Below are 4,442 nucleotides of genomic sequence, written 5' to 3'. Positions count from 1 at the left end.
ACGCTGGCGTCGAGCGTGACGGCAGCACCGGCGATCTCACCGTCAAGCTGCCCGCTCGCGGTCACCACGGCGCCGGGTGCGATGGACGCATCAACGGGTGTACCGGCGACCAATTCAGTGAAGGGCACGAAGCGGAAGCGTCGCTCGTAACCGCTGCCCACGCTCACACTCCAGTCACCCACCTGCTGTGTGGCCGTGAGGCCAGCCGTACCGCCGCCGCCACCACCAAACACCGGCACCGGGGATCTCGTAGCGGGTGCGGCGATCGCGCCGAGCGCCGTGAGCTGCGCGGGCGCAAGCGATGTGGCACCGGTAGGAACGGTCCCTCCGGCCAGAAACGCGACGTGATCGTTGAAGGCCGTGGCCGTCAACAGCCCACGGATATCCGTGATGCCATTCAGCTCAAGCGTCCTCTCGGGAGCGGTCCCCTGCCTCACGCGGACTCGTGACATGGCCGCGCCGCCGCTCACGTCGAACGTGAACCGGCCGTTGCCGCCGAAATGGAACGCCAGCGGCACCGCCGCTTGAGAGACGCCGGTAACAAGCACCGAGTCCGTCCCCACACCACTCGACGGCGTCCACTGCTGATAGACCACGTGCAGCAGCTGATTGCCTGATCCGGCGGCCTGTGCCTGCACCCAGGCGGGCACAAGCGCGGCCAATGCGGCGCCGATCACGCAGTGACGAACACGACGTCGGCTCATGGAATGATCACGATGACAGAGATGGAAACCTGCTGCACCACGGTAGCGGCGGTCGCGTCGACCGCTTCGGCCGTTCGCACCGCGACCAGCGGGCTCACCGTTTGCGCGAGGCTGCGCAACTTGGCGCGTCGATCGTCGTCAGCGGTCACCTCCGCGTAGTCACCCCGGTTGGCATTGCGGATCGCGATTTTCGCATCGCCGAAGAGGGGCGCTTGATTCGCGGCCTCCTGCAGCGTGCTTACGCCGACGGTCCTGTTTCCGGTAGCAACCGCCTGCACGCCATCGCCGAAGCGAAGCAGGGCGTCCGTCGGAATCGGCGGGCGTGTGCTCGCGGCGCGCGCGATCTCGGCTGGCGAAAAGCCAAGGGCCGTCGTCAACTGCTGCAGCAGCACCTGCTCGCCGCGTGACACGTCGTCGAGCGAGACGACCGTGCTGAAATCAGCTGACGCGGTGCCCGATCCTACGTCGATCGTACGCAAGGTGACGCGATAGCGATCGTTGGATGTCCCATCACGCGTGATGCGTCCTGCGGCAACCCGTCGGGCACCGAGGAGGCGCCCGGCACGCGGTGCGCTGAGAGTGTCCACCCGACCAGAGCCGGCCAATGCGAGCTCAGAGATCAACGCGCCAATCCGGATACGCTCGACCACGGCCACGCGTCGCGTACGCGACAGGTCTTGGCTCAGCATTTCCGTGAGCGCCCAGCTCAGCGCCACGGCGATCGTGTCGGCGGGGTCAGCAGCCACCGGCAGGACCGCCACGGAACGTGCGGGGAATTTGCTGGGAGCAATCCGTTCTTCCGACGCGATGGCGGCGCGAATACCGGCGCGGGCGGGGGACATGGCGGTGGTCGCGCACGCACTGAGAAGTCCCAGTGGCAGCGCACACGCGCCGGCCCAGCGGCGTAGGGCAAACATTCAGTGGATACCAGCGAGTCGTGAAGGGCAAAGCAGAGGACCAACGGCCGAGCAGACGCGCGTCACTCGCGTACGGCCGGCCACCGGGGAGTCGAAGCCCGCGGATAGTGTCTGCCAGGCACGGGATCGTCAAGCATGAACCCGGCGAACCACCCGATGAACTGCGGGGCCGCATCGGGCGTGAACCAACGTTGCAGCCCGCACGCCGGCCACGTCGACACGGTGGCACGGCACTCGAGATTCTCGGCCATCTCGGGCTGCTGCCCGTTACGCCGGCGGCTGACCGGCTCCACGACTGACGCCCGCGGTTCGCCAAACGGGATGGGGCGCGCGGATCCTGAGGGCTCCAGGACGATACGCAGGCCCCCGCCATCGGGCGCGAGTGCGGCGCTGGTCACGGCGCGACTCGCCGCACCGGTGTCCTGGGCGGTCTCCGCAGCAGGCGCCACGCGCGTGACCGTGTCGGCACGGCCTGGCGCTCGCTCTGTGCACGCAGCGAAGGCCAGCGCGATGGTCAGGAACGCAGGACGGAACGGCCACCCGGCAGACATGCCGGATGACCGTTTCGCACGTCACGCGAGGTGACTCAGGGCAGCAGCACGGTATCGATCAGGTGAATGATGCCGTTCTTGGCCACGATGTCGGTGGTCGCGACCGTCGCGAAGTTACGCGGTCCGTTGAGCCGCACGTGGCGGGCAATGAGTTCCACCGTGAGGCTGGTGTTGGGCAGCAGCGTGTTCAGACGCCGGCCGTTGCTCAGATCGGCGGCGGAGAGCCGCGACCCCAGCACGTGCAACTGCAGCACGCTCGCGAGCGTTGCCGGATTCGTCGGTGCGCCACCGGGGATGGCCGCGAACGCCGCGTTGGTGGGGGCGAACACGGTGAGGTTCTCACCACGCAGCGCCGTGGTCAGATTCGCCGCCGTCACGGCGCCGACCAGTGAACTCAGCCCGCGGATGATTGCGTTGTCCACGATGTCCAGGCTGCCAAGCAGCACGCCGTCGATGAGGTGCACTACGCCGTTCGAGGCTTCGATGTCGGCGGTGGTCACGCGTGCGCCGCCCACGAAGAAGAAGCCGCTGGTAACCGTCACGGGCAGCGTGGTGCCTTCCACCGTGGTCAACGTCTGCCCATTGCGGAGCTGGCTGGCCGTGATGCGACCTGGTACCACGTGGAAGGTGAGCAGCTTGCTCAGGATGGCGCGATTGCCCGTCTCCAGCAGACGCTGCACCACACCTGCGGGGAGGTCGGCAAAGGCCGCATTGACCGGCGCGAACACCGTGAACGGGCCCGTCCCACTCAGCGTGCCGGTGAGCTCAGCGGCCTGCAGTGCGGCGACCAGCGTGGACAGCTGCGCCGTGGCCACGGCGGTCTGCGTGATGGTGCCAAGCGCCGGCGCCGGCAGCAGCACGTTGTCGATGACGTGAATGACGCCGTTCTTGGCCACGATATCGGCGGTCACCACCGCCGCCGAGTTCTGCGGACCGGCAATGCGCACTCCGCCGTTGGCGAGCGATACGGTGAGCGTGCCGCCCGGCAACAGCGACGTGAGCCGCTGCCCGTTGGTGAGCTGCGTGGAGAGCGCCCGCGAGCCCACCACGTGCAGCTGCAAGACACGCGTGAGGGCCGCCACATCGCTCGGCGCGCCACCAGGGATCGCCGAGAACGCGGCATTGGTGGGGGCGAACACGGTGAGGCTGCCACCGCGCAGCGCGGTGCCGAGGTTGGCGGCCGTTACGGCACTCACCAGCGAGCTGAAGCCGCGGATGATGGCGTTGTCCACGATGTCCAGGCTGCCCAGCAGCACGCCGTCGATGAGGTGCACCACGCCATTCGAAGCGTTGACGTCGGCCGTGGTCACGCGCGCTCCACCCACGGTGACGACGCCGTTGGCGACGGTCACCGGGAGCTGCGTGCCTTCGACGGTGGTGAGCGTCTGTCCGTTCTGCAGCTGACTGGCGGTGATGCGGCCCGGCACCACGTGGAAGGTGAGCAGCTTGCTCAGGATGGCGCGATTGCCCGTTTCAAGGAGACGCTGCACCACGCCGGCGGGAAGCGCGGCAAAGGCATCGTTCACCGGCGCGAACACGGTGAAGGGGCCCGGGCCACTGAGCGTGCCGGTGAGTTCGGCCGCTTGCAGGGCGGTGACCAGCGTGGAGAGCTGTGGGGTGGCCACGGCGGTCTGCGTAATCGTCTGCGGCGGCGCGGCGGGGAGCAGCACATTGTCGACGACATGAATGACGCCGTTCTTCGCCACGATGTCGGCGGTGACGACCTGCACGGTGTTGCGCGGCCCGGTGATGTTCACGCGACCACCGGCGAGGCCGACCGTGAGGTTCACGCCAGTGAGCAGGGAGGGCAGCTGCTGGCCGTTGGTGAGCTGGGTGGAGAGGGCGCGTGAGCCCACCACGTGCAGCTGGAGTACCGGAGCCAGGGCGGCGGCCGTTGTCGGCGCACCGCCGGGAATGGCGGCGAAGGCCGCGTTGGTGGGGGCGAACACGGTGAGATTTCCGCCGCGCAGCGCACCGGCGAGGTTGGCCGTGGTCACGGCGCTCACCAGCGAGCTGAATCCGCGAATGATGGCGTTGTCGACGATGTCGAGACTGCCCAGCAGTACACCGTCGATGAGGTGCACCACGCCGTTGGAGGCGTTGATGTCGGCGGTGGTGACGCGCGCGCCGCCAACCGTGACGACGCCGTTGGCGACGGTCACCGGGAGCGCGGTGCCTTCCACGGTGGTGAGCGTCTGCCCGTTCTGCAGCTGGTTGGCCGTGATGCGGCCGGGTACCACATGGAAGGTGAGCACCTTGGTGAGGACGGC

General features: G+C 68.2%; 4 protein-coding genes. All 4 read right to left on the bottom strand.

The genetic code is table 11. The annotated features are described in order from the left end of the window. Positions 1-704 (bottom strand): hypothetical protein (locus ACIRA7_RS15185; RefSeq protein ID WP_396221685.1); only part of this gene is annotated, 704 nt, incomplete at its 3' end. Beyond that, entirely contained in the window at positions 701-1,546 is an 846-nt protein-coding gene (locus tag ACIRA7_RS15180; RefSeq protein WP_396221684.1) for a CsgG/HfaB family protein, read from the bottom strand. The genes ACIRA7_RS15185 and ACIRA7_RS15180, both read right to left, overlap by 4 nt. Before the next feature lie 137 nt (positions 1,547-1,683). Then, the gene (locus tag ACIRA7_RS15175; protein ID WP_396221683.1) at positions 1,684-2,172 is read right to left on the bottom strand and encodes a hypothetical protein; all 489 of its coding nucleotides are present in this window, start codon (positions 2,170-2,172) and stop codon (positions 1,684-1,686) included. Between the two features lie 35 nt (positions 2,173-2,207). Beyond that, the coding region (locus ACIRA7_RS15170) for a fasciclin domain-containing protein (protein WP_396221682.1) at positions 2,208-4,442 on the bottom strand (2,235 nt) is incomplete at its 5' end.

Source organism: Gemmatimonas sp., from assembly GCF_044376735.1.
Classification (GTDB): domain Bacteria; phylum Gemmatimonadota; class Gemmatimonadetes; order Gemmatimonadales; family Gemmatimonadaceae; genus Gemmatimonas.
Note: the sequence above shows the minus strand (reverse complement) of the source record. Positions and strands in the feature narration are given on the sequence as shown.

Bases quoted from the DNA above. Each gene is read 5' to 3' on its own strand.
- ACIRA7_RS15180 (WP_396221684.1), bottom strand. From the start codon at position 1,546: ATGTCCCCCGCCCGCGCCGGTATTCGCGCCGCCATCGCGTCGGAAGAA.
- ACIRA7_RS15175 (WP_396221683.1), bottom strand. From the start codon at position 2,172: ATGTCTGCCGGGTGGCCGTTCCGTCCTGCGTTCCTGACCATCGCGCTG.